This is a genomic window from Kribbella sp. NPDC003505 (assembly GCF_040610875.1).
In the GTDB taxonomy this organism is placed as follows: Bacteria; Actinomycetota; Actinomycetes; order Propionibacteriales; family Kribbellaceae; genus Kribbella.
This window is the reverse complement of sequence record NZ_JBEXNA010000004.1, coordinates 685382-699219: the sequence shown is the minus strand read 5'-3', so window position 1 is coordinate 699219 and position 13838 is coordinate 685382. Positions and strand designations below refer to the sequence as shown.

At 69.0% G+C, this 13838-nt stretch carries 12 protein-coding genes; 5 read left to right on the top strand and 7 right to left on the bottom strand.

Going from position 1 to position 13838, the window contains the following annotated elements; genetic code table 11:
• Nucleotides 1–125 precede the first annotated feature (125 nt).
• A complete protein-coding gene (locus ABZX12_RS17260) occupies nucleotides 126–959 on the top strand; it encodes an SDR family NAD(P)-dependent oxidoreductase (protein WP_355694116.1) in 834 nt (277 codons plus the stop codon).
• Between the two features lie 75 nt (nucleotides 960–1034).
• Here ABZX12_RS17260 and ABZX12_RS17255 read toward each other — a convergent pair whose 3' ends face one another.
• From ABZX12_RS17255 to pdhA, 3 genes are read right to left on the bottom strand one after another with little or no spacing between them, the layout of a single operon-like run.
• Nucleotides 1035–2432 carry a dihydrolipoamide acetyltransferase family protein gene (locus ABZX12_RS17255; protein WP_355694114.1) on the bottom strand — a complete coding sequence of 466 codons (1398 nt, stop codon included), beginning with the start codon at nucleotides 2430–2432 and terminating at the stop codon, nucleotides 1035–1037.
• Nucleotides 2432–3409, bottom strand: coding sequence for an alpha-ketoacid dehydrogenase subunit beta (locus ABZX12_RS17250; protein ID WP_355694112.1), 978 nt, complete (start codon nucleotides 3407–3409; stop codon nucleotides 2432–2434). Before ABZX12_RS17250 ends, ABZX12_RS17255 begins: the two co-directional genes overlap by 1 nt.
• A gap of 3 nt (nucleotides 3410–3412) precedes the next feature.
• Complete coding sequence (gene pdhA / locus ABZX12_RS17245; RefSeq protein ID WP_355694301.1) at nucleotides 3413–4474, bottom strand: pyruvate dehydrogenase (acetyl-transferring) E1 component subunit alpha; 1062 nt, start codon at nucleotides 4472–4474, stop codon at nucleotides 3413–3415.
• Between the two features lie 552 nt (nucleotides 4475–5026).
• Between pdhA and ABZX12_RS17240 the strand changes: the two genes are divergently transcribed.
• Together ABZX12_RS17240 and ABZX12_RS17235 are read left to right on the top strand one after the other, a co-directional pair.
• Nucleotides 5027–5965, top strand: a complete 939-nt coding sequence (locus ABZX12_RS17240; RefSeq protein ID WP_355694110.1) for an EamA family transporter — start codon at nucleotides 5027–5029, stop codon at nucleotides 5963–5965.
• Nucleotides 5966–6472: 507 nt separating this feature from the next.
• The gene (locus ABZX12_RS17235) at nucleotides 6473–7066 is read left to right on the top strand and encodes a hypothetical protein (protein ID WP_355694108.1); all 594 of its coding nucleotides are present in this window, start codon (nucleotides 6473–6475) and stop codon (nucleotides 7064–7066) included.
• Between the two features lie 127 nt (nucleotides 7067–7193).
• On the opposite strand, the gene ABZX12_RS17230 is transcribed toward ABZX12_RS17235, so the two are convergent.
• Both ABZX12_RS17230 and hisC read right to left on the bottom strand, forming a co-directional pair.
• Entirely contained in the window at nucleotides 7194–7904 is a 711-nt protein-coding gene (locus tag ABZX12_RS17230) for an SDR family NAD(P)-dependent oxidoreductase (RefSeq protein ID WP_355694107.1), read from the bottom strand.
• A gap of 3 nt (nucleotides 7905–7907) precedes the next feature.
• Nucleotides 7908–8987, bottom strand: a complete 1080-nt coding sequence (gene hisC / locus ABZX12_RS17225) for a histidinol-phosphate transaminase (protein ID WP_355694105.1) — start codon at nucleotides 8985–8987, stop codon at nucleotides 7908–7910.
• 156 nt (nucleotides 8988–9143) lie between these two features.
• On the opposite strand from hisC, the gene ABZX12_RS17220 reads away from it, so the two are divergent.
• Complete coding sequence (locus ABZX12_RS17220; RefSeq protein WP_355694103.1) at nucleotides 9144–10016, top strand: arginine deiminase-related protein; 873 nt, start codon at nucleotides 9144–9146, stop codon at nucleotides 10014–10016.
• A gap of 596 nt (nucleotides 10017–10612) precedes the next feature.
• Here ABZX12_RS17220 and ABZX12_RS17215 read toward each other — a convergent pair.
• Together ABZX12_RS17215 and ABZX12_RS17210 are read right to left on the bottom strand one after the other, a co-directional pair.
• The gene (locus tag ABZX12_RS17215; RefSeq protein WP_355694101.1) at nucleotides 10613–11230 is read right to left on the bottom strand and encodes an S-layer protein; all 618 of its coding nucleotides are present in this window, start codon (nucleotides 11228–11230) and stop codon (nucleotides 10613–10615) included.
• Between the two features lie 19 nt (nucleotides 11231–11249).
• Complete coding sequence (locus tag ABZX12_RS17210; RefSeq protein WP_355694099.1) at nucleotides 11250–12902, bottom strand: phage tail tip lysozyme; 1653 nt, start codon at nucleotides 12900–12902, stop codon at nucleotides 11250–11252.
• A gap of 173 nt (nucleotides 12903–13075) precedes the next feature.
• On the opposite strand from ABZX12_RS17210, the gene ABZX12_RS17205 reads away from it, so the two are divergent.
• Nucleotides 13076–13744: a GntR family transcriptional regulator gene (locus ABZX12_RS17205; RefSeq protein WP_355694097.1), complete on the top strand. Its 669-nt coding sequence runs from the start codon at nucleotides 13076–13078 to the stop codon at nucleotides 13742–13744.
• Nucleotides 13745–13838 lie beyond the last annotated feature (94 nt).

Below are 13838 nucleotides of genomic sequence, written 5' to 3'. Positions count from 1 at the left end.
CGCTTGAGGTCAACACTCCTGGTCCCGCGTCCGCTGTGCCCGGCGTCACGTCCGTCGGCTGTCACAGGGATCGTGTGGCCGGCACCTCATGGTCGAAGGAAGGATCTAGAGAACGGATGGACATCATGAGCAAGGTCTGGTTCGTCACCGGTTCGTCGCGTGGCTTGGGGCGCAACTTCGTCGAGGCTGCGCTGTCCCGAGGCGACAAGGTGGCCGCGACAGCCCGGAACGTCGAAGGTCTCGAGAACCTGGTCGCCGCGTTCGGCGACGCTGTGCTCCCGCTGGAGCTGGACGTGACCGACAGGGACTCGGTGTTCGACGGCGTTCGGCGGGCTGTCGAACACTTCGGGCGGATCGATGTCGTCGTGAACAACGCCGGATATGCACAGATCGGCGCGATCGAAGAGCTGACCGAACAGGACCTCCGCGACCAGATGGAGACCAATCTGTTCGGTGCGGTCTGGGTCGTTCAGGCCGTGCTGCCGCACCTCCGCGCGCAGGGTGCGGGCCACATCGTCCAGTTGTCCTCGGCGGCCGGGATCGTCGCGATGCCGCTCGGCGGCGCGTACCACGCCTCCAAGTGGGCGCTGGAGGGACTCAACGAGGCCCTCGCGGGCGAGGTCGCGGACTTCGGTGTCAAGGTCACCGTGATCGAGCCGGCCGGGTACGCGACCCGCGACGGCAAGAACCCGAACCCGCTCGACAACGGGCACGTGGCCGAGCCCAACCCGGCGTACGACGGGCTCCGTCGGCGTCTCGGTCAGCTCGTGGGGAAGCAGCCGGCCGGGGATCCGGCCGCGGCGGCTCAGGCACTGCTCGAGCTCGTCGACGCCGACAACCCGCCGCTGCGGGTGCTCTTCGGGCAGGGCTTCTACCCGATGATCGAGCAGGCGTACGCCGACCGGCTGAAGACGTGGTCGGACTGGCAGGACTTCTCCGCCCGCGCCCACGCCCGCTGAACGCGGCGCCGCCGGCCTGGGGAGGATCCCGTCCCTGTTCGGGTAGAAGATCCTCCCCAGCTTCGCCGGTCGGGGTCAGAACATCAGTGCGCGGGCCGGGTCCTCGAGGATGCCGGCCACGTCGGCGAGGAAGGTGGAGCCCTTCTCGCCGTCGATCAGGCGGTGGTCGAACGACAGCGCGAGCGTCGTGATCCAGCGCGGGACGATCTCGTCGTCCACCACCCACGGCTGCTTGCGGACCGCGCCGAACGCGAGGATCGCGGCCTCGCCCGGGTTGATGATCGGCGTCCCGGCGTCGACGCCGAACACGCCCACGTTGGTGATCGTGAACGAGCCGCCGGCCTGGTCGGCCGGTTGGGTCTTGCCCTCGCGGGCGGTCGCGACCAGGTCGTTCAGCGCCCGGCACAGGTCCGGCAGGGTGAGCGCGTCGGCGCCCTTGATGTTCGGGACGATCAGGCCGCGCGGGGTGGCCGCGGCGATGCCGAGGTTGACCGCGCCCTTGTAGACGATCTCCTGGGCCTGTTCGTCCCAGGCCGCGTTGACGATCGGCGTACGGCGGGCCGCCAGCGTGACCGCCTTCGCGACGATCAGCAGTGGTGAGACCTTGAGGTCCCGGAACGCCTTGTCGCCCTTCAGTCGCTCGACCAGCTCCATGGTCGCGCTGACGTCGACGGTGATCCACTCGGTCACGTGCGGCGCGGTGAACGCGCTGGCGACCATCGCCTGCGCCATCACCTTCTGCACGCCCTTCACCGGTACGCGTGTGTCCTCGCGCCCGCTGACCACAGGCTCGTACGTCGAGGCAGCCGGCGCCTCGACCGGAGCCGCGGCGTGGGCCTCCACGTCCGCGCGGGTGATCACACCACCCGGCCCGGTCGGGGCAACCGCGGCCAGGTCGATCCCCAGGTCCTTGGCGAGCTTCCGCACCGGCGGCTTCGCCAGCACATGCACAGACCCGTTGCCCCCGGCAACCGGCGCCGGGGCAGGGACGGGGGCAGCCGGTGTGCTGGCGGCCGGCGCTGGGGCAACAGCAGCAGGTGCCGGCTGGACGGCCGGGGTCTGCGGCGCGGCGGGTGCGGCGGCAGGAGCGGCTGCGGGTTTGCGGGCTCGGCGTTTGGCTTCGGTGGTCTTGGGGCCGTAGCCGACCAGGACCGCCGTACGGCCGCCGGATTCCTCCGGTTCCGGGACCGACGGGACCATGTCGTCGGCCAGGGCCTCGGCGGCTTCGGCGGATTCGGTCTGCACGGAGATGATCGGCGTACCGACCGGGACCGTTTCGCCTTCCGGTACGAGGAGCTCGGCCACGACGCCCGCGAACGGGACCGGCAGCTCGACCAGCGACTTCGCGGTCTCGATCTCGACGATGGTGTCGTTGAGCTTGACCGTGTCGCCGGGCTTGACCTTCCAGCTGACGATCTCGGCTTCGACGAGTCCTTCGCCGACGTCGGGGAGACGGAACTGCTGGACGCCCATCAGTACCCCATCACCCGGTCGACGCCGTCCAGCACCCGGTCGAGGTCCGGCAGGTAGTCGTCCTCCATCCGCGACGGCGGGTACGGCGTGTCGTACCCTGTCACCCGGAGCACCGGCGCCTCGAGGTGGTAGAAGCACTCCTCGGTCACCCGCGCCGCGATCTCCGACCCGGGCCCGAACGAGTACGGAGCCTCGTGCACGACGACCGCCCGGCGCGTCTTCTTCACCGACGCGAAGATCGTCGCCAGGTCGAACGGCGCGATCGTCCGCAGGTCGATGACCTCCAGGTTGCGGCCGTCCTCGACCGCGGCCTCGGCCGCCTGCAGGCAGGTCTTCACCATCGGCCCGTAGCAGAGCAGCGTCGCGTCGGTGCCCTCGCGGACCACCTTGGCCTTGTGCAGCGGCAGCGCCGGCGGCACGGATTCGTCCAGCTCGGCCTTCTCGTGGTACCGGCGCTTCGGCTCGAAGAACACCACCGGGTCGTCGGACTCGATCGCCTGCTGGATCATCCAGTACGCGTCGACCGGGTCGCCGCAGGAGATCACCTTGAGCCCCGGCACGTGCGCGAACAGCGTCTCCGGCGACTCCGAGTGGTGCTCGACCGCGCCGATGCCGCCGCCGTACGGGATCCGGATGACGACCGGCATGATGATCTTGCCCATCGACCGGTAGTGCATCTTCGCGACCTGGTTGATGATCTGGTCGTACGCCGGGAACACGAACCCGTCGAACTGGATCTCACACACCGGCCGGTAGCCGCGCAGCGCCAGACCGACCGCGGTGCCGATGATGCCGGACTCGGCCAGCGGGGTGTCGATCACCCGGTCCTCGCCGAAATCCTTCTGCAGCCCTTCGGTCACCCGGAACACGCCGCCGAGCTTGCCGATGTCCTCGCCCATCACGACGACCTTCGGGTCCTTCTCCATCGAGGCCCGGAGCCCGGCGTTGATCGCCTTGCCGAGAGTGATCTTGGTCATCGCTCAGGCCTCGCCTTCGAACGAAGCGGCGTACGCGGCGAACTGCTCCCGCTGCTCGGCCAGTTGCGGCGTCTCGTCGACGTAGACGTTCTGGAAGAAGTCGGTGAGCACCGGGTCGGGCAGCGCGAGGCAGCCGGCCCGCAGTTCGGCCGCGACCTTGTCCGCCTCGGCGTCGACGTCGTCGAAGAAGTCGTTGCCGACACCGGCGTGCCGGGTCAGGTAGGCGTGCACGCGCTCGATCGGGTCCTTGAGCTTCCAGTGCTCGAGGTCCTCGTTCAGCCGGTACTTCGTCGGGTCGTCCGAGGTGGTGTGCGCGCCCATCCGGTACGTGTAGGCCTCGATCAGCGACGGCCCGCTGCCCTCGCGGGCGCGCTTCAGGGCCTGCTGCGTGACGGCGTACGTCGCGAGCACGTCGTTGCCGTCGACGCGGACGCCGGGGAAGCCGAAGCCGGCGGCGCGCTGGTACAGCGGGATCCGGGTCTGCCGGTCGATCGGCTCCGAGATCGCCCACTGGTTGTTCTGGCAGAAGAACACCACCGGCGCGTTGAACACCGAGGACCAGATGAACGCCTCGTTCACGTCGCCCTGGCTGCTGGCGCCGTCACCGAAGTACGCGATCGTGGCCTCGCCGTTGTCCGGGTCGCCGACCGCGTGGTCGCGCTGCTGGCCCATCGCGTACCCGGTCGCGTGCAGCGTCTGCGCGCCGATCACGATCGTGTACAGGTGGAAATTGTTGTCCTTGGGGTCCCACGCGCCCTGGTCGACGCCGCGGAACAGGCCGAGCAGGTTCAGCGGGTTGACGCCCTGGCAGAACGCGACGCCGTGCTCGCGGTACGTCGGGAAGACCATGTCCTTCTTGTTCAGTGCCCGGCCGGAGCCGATCTGGGCGGCCTCCTGGCCGAGCAGCGACGCCCACAGCCCGAGCTCACCCTGGCGTTGCAGGGCGGTCGCCTCGGCGTCGATCCGGCGGACCAGGACCATGTCCCGGTAGAAACCCTCGATCGCCTCGTCGTCCAGGTCGAACGAGTAGTCCGGGTGCTCGACGCGCTCGCCTTCGGGCGTCAGGAGCTGGACGAACTCGACCTCTTCGGAGGCCTGGGGCGGACTGACCGGCGCCTCGTGGGGCGCGAACACTTCCGGGGCAGGGCCCGGGACAGACTCACTCACATGCACTCCTCGGGTTCGAGCGCGGGATCGCCGCGACCGCAACGTTGCACGGGGACCGGCCTCTTCAGCCGGGTGAGGCTACGGCAGGTCCGCGTGGATCCAGGGTTGATGCACTGCTGGCAGTGGACCTCCTCACTGGTCTCACTCCCATCTTGCCGGACACCGTACCGACCGGGTGCCTGATCCGCTAACTGTCTGGACTCCGGCAGGTACGGCGGTACCGAAATCGGTCTCGCGGTGAGACACCAGTCCATCCACTGGTCCGGTCGGCACGCTCATATGACAGCGATCGAGCATCTCGACGAGAAGTGTCACAACTTGGTTGCGGCCCCTCGGCGTGGCGGGAAACCGCTGGCTACTGGCCGGATATCGCCTTGCGGGCACCGCACCCCAGCCGTAGCGTAAGCATCGTTCTTGCAAAACGCCCATGACACTTCGAGGAGTCGCACGATGGCCACATCCGCTCCGGCCAGAGTGGCCGAGACCGGTTCCCGGACGGCCTCGGGCGCGATGATCTGGACCGCGCTCGCCGTCGTCTACGTCGTCTGGGGCTCGACGTACCTGGCGATCCGCGTGGTGGTCGAGGCCGAGATCCCGCCGATGCTCGGGATGGCCGCCCGGTTCCTGACCGCGGCGCTGCTGCTGGCGACCGGGCTGGCCCTGAAGTCCGGCTGGCAGCGGCTGCGGATCACCCGCCGGGAGGCCGTCGGCGCGGCCACGGTCGGTGTCCTCCTGCTTGCCCTGGGCAACGGCGCGGTCGCGGTCGCGGAACAGACCGTGCCCTCCGGGCTCGCGGCGTTGCTGGTCGCGGCGATCCCGTTGTGGCTGATGCTGCTACGGGTCGGCGGCGGTGAGCGGCCGCGGGCGATGACGTGGGTCGGCGTACTGATCGGGTTCGGCGGGGCGGCCCTGCTCGCGTTGTCAGGTGGCAACACGAGCGCGAAGCCGCTCTCGGTGGCGATCCTGGTCGGCGGCACGATCTGCTGGGCGATCGGCTCGCGGTACGCGCCGCGCCTCGGACTGCCGCGGGACCCGCTGGTGACGGCGCTCTACGAGATGGTCTTCGGCGGTACGGCGATGGTGCTGCTCGCCGTACTGCGCGGCGAGCCGGGGCGGCTGCACCTCGACCGGATCCACGGGAGCGGGTGGATCGCGCTCGCGTACCTGGTGGTGTTCGGGTCGCTGCTCGCGTACACGGCGTACTCGTATCTGCTGGCGAACGCGCCGATCTCGCTGGTCGGCACCTATGCCTATGTGAACCCGGCGGTCGCGGTGTTCCTCGGCTGGCTGATCCTGAGCGAGACCCTGACCTGGCAGATCCTGCTCGGCGGCGCGGTGATCATCGTCGGCGTCGCACTCGTCGTCACCGCGGAGCGCCGGCGCCGGTAACGCGCCGGGCCCTCCGGGCCTCGCGGCCCGCGGACAAAGGAAAGACCCGGGCCCAAGGGACCCGGGTCTCCCACCGCTGCCGATGCGCGCGGCAGCGGGTCTGGCCGCCGGTCGCGCCCTGCCCCGAAAAAACACGGCACGAAACTCCGGCAATGCTTCCAACATATTCCGACGAATCGTGCTATTGCCAATTCGGCAGCCACCGAGCCCACCGAAACAATCTTTCCGATTCACCGGGCGTCCGTCACCCGCGCTGACTCAACGACGCACCCGGATCGTGGTTACGGGTCCTTTCGTTTCAACTTCCGCTCACTCTCCCGGCCGCTCCACTAGCAGCAAGTTGCCTGGTCAGCAGCGGGTTTCGCTGTCCCGTCAGGGAACTCATCACCGCGCGGCTATGTACTCCGGCGCCGCCGAAATAGTTGACAAAAAAGTTTGTAACCGGGGCTGCCAGGTGTCGTTACCACTAAGACGAATCCGTCAAAACCCGAAAGGAAACCTGGCATAATGCAGGTAACTCGTAAGATCGTCGCCGCCGCGGCAGTGGCGACCGTTGCCACCCTCGGCCTGGCCACCGTCGTGAGCGCCAACGTTCTCGACGACGCGCAGCAGAAGGCTCAGGTCACGGGCCTGGCCGACGCGGTCTCCTCGGCCAGCAAGGGCTACGACGAGGGCCACGCTCGCTGGTGGGGCATGCACAAGGACGGCTCGCTGGTCGCCATCGACCGCAACGACCTCGGTGCGTTCCAGGCCTGCCACAACCTCGGTTCCGCCACCGGCGTCGGCGGCAACGTGCCGGCGGACAACATCACCGGCATCATCGGCTGGGGCAACGACGGCAACAGCGTGACCGCCGTCAAGACCTGCGAGCAGGACAACGAGCAGAACCGCAAGTGGTACAAGGCTGACGGCAACGGTGTCGTCTCCGTGAGCGACAACAAGCTCGGCCCGTGGCAGGTCTGCCACAACGAGATCTCGGGCACCGGCATCGGCGGCAACGTGCCGCTGACGAACCCGACCGGCATCCTGGGTCTGGACAACGACGGCAACTCCGTCGACTCGCTCAAGACCTGCGAGCAGAGCAACGAGCAGAACAACTGACCCTCCCTGGTCAGTGATGCAGGACCCGAAAGAGCCACCTCGGTGGGGTGACTGATTCGGAGCAACACCGCGGCGCCGGGAGCAAGCCTCACTCCTCCCGGCGCCGCTTCTTCGTCTCTGGCCGCACTCAGAGTTTGCGGAGGTCGACGCAGGAGCCGTTGGGGAGGTCCCGGGTGAGCAGGGACCAGATGCCGGTCGCCGCCGCCTCGGGGGTGGTCAGGGCGCCGGTGCGTTCGAGCTCGAGGAAGCGGCTCACGGCCGGGAAGACGGTCTCGTCGGTCGCGCGGATCTCGGACTGCATGGCGGTGTCGACAACGCCCGGCGCCACGGCGATGACACGGCAGCCGCCGGCGGGCTGTTCCTGACCGACGGTGCGGACCCAGTGCTCCACTGCTGCTTTGCCCGCGTTGTACGACGACCAACCGGCGTACGCCGAGGTCGCGGCACCCGAGGAGAGCATGATCAGGTGGCGCTCGCAGGTGAGGTGCGCAGACGCGCGGAGGAACGCGGCGCCGAGGACCTGCGGCGCGGCCGAGTTCAGCAGGACGGCCCGGTTGTAGGCCCCCGGATCCGCGGCGGCCGCCGGGCCGATGGGCGTGATCGTGCCGGCGTTGTGGATGAAAACCACGCGCTCGCCGTCGTACGCCGCCAGCTCCTCGGCGAACTGCGCCGCGATCCGCGACCAGTCGGCGGGATCCGCGAGATCGGCCTTGAAATGCTCGGCCGGGCCCCCGCTACGGGAGACGTCGATGATCCGGGCGTCCGGGAAAGGCGCCGCGGCGGCCAGCGCGGCACCGATCCCGGCGGAAGCCCCGGAGATCCAGACGAGACTACTCAACGGTCACGCGCGCCAGGCGCGGGCGACCTGCAGGAACAGATCGTTGGCCTCGCGTTCGCCGATGGTGACGCGGACGCCTTCGCCGGGGAACGGGCGGACCGAGACCCCCTCGGCCTGGACCGCCTCGGCGAATCTGACCGTGTCCTCGCCCAGGTCGAGCCAGACGAAGTTCGTCTCCGACTCCGGCACGTCCCAGCCGGCGGCCCGGAGCGCGGCCATGACCCGCTGCCGCTCCTCGACCAGGGCGTCGACGCGCTCCAGCAACTCGTCCTCGACACCGAGGGACGCGATCGCGGCCGCCTGGGCCACGTAGCTGACGCCGAACGGGAGCGCGCACTTCCGGATCGCGGCGACGACGTCCGGGTGACCGATCGCGTACCCGACCCGGAACCCGGCCAGCCCGTACGCCTTCGAGAACGTCCGCAGGACGAGCACGTTCGGCCGGTCGCGGTACAGCTCGACGCCGTCCACGACGTCGGTCTCCCGGACGAATTCGCGGTACGCCTCGTCGATCACGACCAGCACGTTCGACGGTACGGCGTCGAGGAACGCGACCAGCTCGTCGCGACGTACCACCGGGCCGGTCGGGTTGTTCGGCGTACAGACCAGCACGACCTTGGTGCGGTCGGTGATCGCGGCCTCCATCGCCTTGAAGTCGTGGCGGGCCTCGGCGGTCAGCGGGACCTTGACCGATGTCGCGCCGGTCAGCTGCACCGCGATCGGGTACGCCTCGAACGAGCGCCAGGCGTAGATCACCTCGTCACCGTCGGCGACCGTCGCCTGCAGCAGGTGGTACAGCAGCGCGACCGATCCGGTCCCGACCGCGAGATCGCTCACCGGTACGCCGAACCGCGCGGACAGCGCCTCGAGCAGCTCGACCGCGCCCATGTCCGGGTACCGGTTCATGTGCGCCGCGGCCTCGGTCGCGGCGGCGAGCACCCCGGGCAGCGGCGGGTACGGGTTCTCGTTGCTGGACAGCTTGTACGTCGGACGGCCGTCGGAGCGCTCCGGCGGACGGCCGGGCTTGTAAGCCGCGACGTCGTCCAGACAGGCGCGAAAGCGAACCTCGTTGTCAGGGGTCATGCCCGCAGGTTAGTCCTTACCGATTCGGAGAACCACCCTGTCCGGAGCGACCTGCCGCGGGGGTTTGACTCCGGGTACGCCGAGCCTCAAACTGACTGATTGTCGGACAATCAGGGGATCTGGCGATCAGGTCTCAACGGTCGTGGGAGGGTGTTCATGGCACAGCCGCTGGAGTGGGGTCGTCGGTATCTGATGGTTCGGCCGGACCACTTCCGGATCGACTACGTGATCAACCCGTACATGTCGACGCACGACCAGCCGGACCCGGCGCTGGCGCTCAAGCAGTGGGAGTCGCTGCGACAGGCGATTGTGGACGCCGGCGGCGAGGTCGAGGTGCTCGAGCAGCGCGAGGACTCGCCGGACATGGTGTACGCGATGAACCTCGGGCTGACGTCCGCGGACGGGCGCGCGATGCTCTCGCACATGCGGTTCGAGCCGCGCCGGAAGGAGTCGCTGAGCGCGGCCGACTGGTTCACCGGGAACGGGTTCCGGCTCGAGCGGACCGGCGGTGAGGGCGTCGGGGCGCACTTCGAATCCGGCGACGCGTTCGTGTTCGGCGACAGCCTGGTCGTCGGGTACGGACCGCGGACCGAGGTCGAGGCGCTCAAGCAACTGGCGACCGAGTGGAACATCCGGGTGCGCGGGCTGCGGATCGCGCACGAGGGGATGTACCACCTGGACCTGCCGTTCTGCCCGGTCGACAGCACGCACGCGATGGTCTACCCGCCGGCGTTCGACGCCGCGAGTCAGGCCGAGTTGTCCGGGATCGTCCCGGACCCGATCGTGCTGACCGACGAGGAGGCGTTCGCGTTCAGCGGGAACTCGATCGTGGTCGGCGAGACGATCATCATGCCGGCCTGCTCACCACGGCTGCACGAGATCTTCACCGGGCTCGGGTTGCGCGTCGTCGTGCTGGACCTGTCCGAGTTCCACAAGGGCGGCGGCTCGGCCCGCTGCCTCACCAACCCGCTCGACTTCCCGCTCACCCCCATCACCACCTCAGGCGGCGAACTCATCCTCCCCGCCTGACGACGCCAGTGCTCGCCCCCTGTCCTTCCGCTTCGAGGGTATCCGGATCGAGCCCGATGGCCTGCGGGTTTTCCACAGGTTCACTTGGGTCGTTAGGTGGCTGTGCGCGTCAGTGGGGTACTACGTGCTGGTGATCCGTCCGGCCTAGCCCGGCCGATGTCCCGCTCTTTCCGCTCGACGACCAGGTCCGGGCGTCGAGTCGTGGCGAAAGGCTGGGCGGCGGTTCGCCGAGTCGTGGAAAACGGCTGGGCGAATACAGCCGAAACTCACGACTCGGCGAGCCGAAGCCAGGCCGGGGCTGGAGCCGAAGCCGGGCCGGGCGCCGAAGCCGGGCCCGGGCCGAAGCCACGCCGGGGCCGAAGCCAGGCCGGGCGCCGAAGCCACGCCGGGGCCGAAGCCACGCCGGGGCCGAAGCCCAGGCCGGGCGCCGAAGCCAGGCCAGGGCCGGGAGCCGAAGCCGGGGCCGAAGCCCAGGCCGGGGCCGAAGCCAGGCCCGGGCCGGGAGTCGAAGCCAGGCCCGGGCCGGGAGTCGAAGCCAGGCCGGGGCCGGAGCCAGGGCTGGGGCGACGTCGGAGTCGTCGCGGGGGGGCGGGGGGCTATTTGTCGGTCTTCCAGATGATGTCGAGGGTGTTGGGGTCCCAGCCGTAGCCCTTGATCCACTGGAGGGCCTTGGTCTTGGCTTCGGGGGTCCAGGTCTCGATGACGATGGAGATCGCCTCGGGGTTGTTCGGGTCGGACTTGGACTTGGTGTAAGTGGCCTGGAAGCCGGGGCCGATGTACGGCAGCTGGCCGAGGATCGGGTACTTCTCCTTGAGGCGCTGCTGGATCTGGTCGTACTTGCGGCCGGCTTCGGCCTCGAGTTCGCGCTCCTGCTCGGGGTTGTTCTTCGTCCACTCCCGGCCCTCGGCGCTGTTGGCGTACAGGTACATCTTGTAGGTGAGCGGGTCGCTTCCGGACGTGAACTTCTCGGTGTAGCTCTGGAAGCCGCGTCGCGAGCCCACCAGGGTGTGCTCGCCTTCCTTGATCTTGACCTCGCCGTTCGCCGGGATCTGGTGACCGTCGAGCGTCAGGGTGAGGTCGTTCGGGATCGACGTCACGCTCAGCGTCGTCTTCGATCCGCCGCCGCGGAACAGCACGACGCCGCCGATCACGATCAGCACGACGGCCAGCGCCACGACGCCGATCATGAAGGGCCGCCGGTTCTCCTCCAGCATCCGATGCTCCTGTCCTTGCTCAGCTCGCCGGTTGTGGCGCGTTCTTCAGCCGGTAGACCGTGAAGTTGCCGGAGCCTCCGCCGACGTCGTACAGGTAACCCGCCTGCGGCACGTGACCGTGGAGCGAGGCCGATGCGGCGTTGTAGCCGCCGCCCTCCTTGCCCCACGGACCCACGAACAGGTAGGTGTGGCCGGGCCCGTTCAGGATGTCGCCCGGCTTCATGCCGCCCGGGGGCTCGCCGTGCCACCAGTCGTACTTGCCGGAGCCTTGCAGATATGTCCTCTGGACATCGGTTCCGACATTCGGGTAGTCCTTGTCGGCGCCGCTCATGTGCATCACGGTCGCGACGAACCGGCCGCAGTCACTGTACGGGTCTTCGCCGCTGGAGCCGTCGTTGTACTTCTCCATCGCGTCGACGTACTCCTTCTTCGCAATGCTCGCGTCGACACCGTTGTGGCCGTCCTCCGGCCAGGCGAGGTTCTTCGCGACCTCGGCGATGTTGCCGCTGCCGGCGCCGCAACCGCCCCCGGTGCTGGCTGCCGCGTCTCCACCCCCGGCGGGTGCCGAGCCGGCGAACTGGTCGAACACGTGCCGCGCGTTCGCCTTGCGCTCGGCGTACCGCTCGTGGTTCGGGTTCTCACTGCCGGCGAACCGCTCGAACATGTGCCCGAACTGGTACGCGGCGTCCTCGACCGAGGTTGCTCCCTTGATCGCCCGCCCGGCGGCCCCTTCCGCGAGCGGCGGGTCGCCGTTGAGCTGTTTGACCAGGAACTCCAGCTGGTAGCCCAGCGAGGCGATCTTCTCGTCCGGGACACCAGCGTCCCGGGACGGGTTGATCATCTTGCCGGCCGGTGTCCACTGCACGATGCCCCAGCCGAGCGAGGAGTTGACCACCGCGTTCGGCATGCTGACGGTGCCCGGGCTCGTGCCCTGCAGGCGGGCCGGCTCGACGCTCGACTCGCTGATCATGTTCCCGACGATGCCCGCGGCCTGCTCCTTGGAGTAGCCGTTCTGGACGAAGAAGTTGAACGCCTTCTGCTGGTTGTTGGCTCCGGAGAGGTTGCCGTCGACGCAGCTGCAGCCGCCGCCCTTCGAGGTGTCGATCTCGAACAGGTTCTCTTCCGGCTTCGGGACGATCGACCATTTGTTGTTGTTCTCCTGGTCGGCCCACATCTCCCAATGCAGGTGCGCGCCGGCGAGCCCGACCGGAGCCCCCTGGCCGTCCGTCCCCTCGTTGCCGACGCCGGCCGTGCCGATCACGTCGCCGCGCTTGACCTGGGCGCCGTTGGCGACGCTCACGGTCTTCAGGTACTTGTACCGCGTCTCGACGCTCTCGAGGGTGACGGTGTCCCCGTTCTTCGAGGCCATCCGGATCCGGACCTCGTGCGCCGAGGCCGCGACGACGTTGCCGTCGTGCGACGCGTAGACCTTGGCGTCCTCGTCGACCTTGAAGTCGTAGCCCTGGTGGAAGATGGTCCACTCGCCGTCGATCTGGTGCCGATCGGTCGGCCAGCCCATCATGGGTTCGTCCTGGGCGTGCTGGGCGCACTGCGCCTCGGCCGAGTCCAGCCCGCCGAGAACGCTGAGCAGCATCAGCAGGACGATGACCAACGGCAGCAACAACACCAGCCCGATCGCACCGAGGAGCTGAGCCGGACTGATCTTTCCCACGCTCTGCTCCTCGCTGCTCCGAGTGGCTCCCCGCGCCGGTCCGCGGGAAGGGGCGGCCACTAGAGGGAAATGCTGCCCGAAAACCGGGTCATGATGTCGGAAGTTATCCACAGGCAGGTGTCCGGGGCCGGGTCGGGCGCGACAACGCGCCGGGTGTGGACGAGAATCTCGGTATGTACGAACGGCTGCGGGTGGACCGCTCGACCACGGTGGACCGGGTGGTCGACGCGCTGCGGGCCGCCCTGTTCGCCGGTGACCTGCAGCCGGGGACGCCGCTGCGCGAGCAGCCGCTCGCCGAGGCGCTCGGGGTTGCCCGGAGCACCATTCGCGAGGCGATGACCATGCTGGTCACCGAGGGACTCGCGGTCCGGGAGCCGAACAAGGGGGTCAGCGTCGCGATCCTGCACCCCGCGGCGGTGGCCGACATCTGCCGCGCCCGGTTCGTGCTCGAGTCCGCCGGGATCCGAGCCTGGTACGACGCCGACGAGGCGGCCCGGGAGCGGGTCCGGGAGGCGATGCGGGTGTTCGCCGCGACCGCCAAGGACGGCGCGGACCCGGAGGCGATGACCGAGACCCACCTGGCCATCCACCGCAGCCTGGTCGCGCTGACCGGCAGCGAGCGGCTGATCGCGACCGCCGACTCGATCACCGGTGAGGCCAGGCTCGCACTGGCCCGGGTGGACGCGCTGCGGCAGGACGCGCGCCAGCAGGTCGCGTCCCACCGCAAGCTCGTCCGGCTGCTCGAGCGTGGCGAGCTCGACGAGTGCGTCGAGGAGCTCCGCCATCACCTCGCCGGCGCCGAGGAATCGCTGCTCGAAGCCATCGCGATGCCCCCGGGCTGATCCCCCATTTGGCTGGCTGACCCATCAAGTGAGGGGTTCTACACCTCTGTTCAGGGTGTAGAACCCCTCATTTGCCTGGCGAGCCAGGCAAATT